Here is a 553-nt window from a genome sequence, read left to right as displayed (position 1 = left end):
GCCCGGCCCTATCCCGGCTTGACCGCGTGGATGCGTTCGACGGTGCCGGCCTTGAGCCGTTCGACCTCGACGGCCTCGAAGCCGGCCGCTTCGACCAGGGGTAGTTGGCGGCGGGTGAAGTGTTCACCGGCGGCGCGGATGGTGACGCGTTCGAGCAGCCACTGCGCGGCTTTGACCGGTGGCCAGGTGCTGTCGACGTGGTCGAGCAGGAGCAGCCGCCCACCGGGCTTCAGGACGCGGTGCATCTGGCCGATCGCGGCGGCGGGCCTGGGGATGGAGCACAGGGACAGTGCGCAGACGACCGTGTCGAACGACGCGTCGTCGAACGGGAGGTGTTCGGCGTCGCCTTCGTGGAGGTCGACCGGGCGGTTCAGGTCCGCGGCGTGTTGCCTGGCGATGTCGAGCATGGCGGGGCTGAGGTCGACGCCGGTGGCCTGGACGTCGGGCGGGTAGTGGGGCAGGCTGCGGCCGGTGCCGATGGCCACTTCCAGGACGCGGCCGTCGGCGCGGGTGCCGAGCCATTCGCGGCCGCCGCCGAACTGGACCTTCTCGG

Annotated in this window: 1 protein-coding gene; it reads right to left on the bottom strand. The window is 71.8% G+C overall.

Annotation, left to right across the window (positions count from 1 at the left end; all coding sequences use genetic code 11):
- Positions 1-8: 8 nt before the first annotated feature.
- The coding region (locus Voc01_RS52680; RefSeq protein ID WP_203935349.1) for a class I SAM-dependent methyltransferase at positions 9-553 on the bottom strand (545 nt) is incomplete at its 5' end.

This window comes from Virgisporangium ochraceum, from assembly GCF_016863655.1.
Lineage (GTDB): Bacteria > Actinomycetota > Actinomycetes > Mycobacteriales > Micromonosporaceae > Virgisporangium > Virgisporangium ochraceum.
This window is presented reverse-complemented; position numbering and strand designations above follow the sequence as displayed.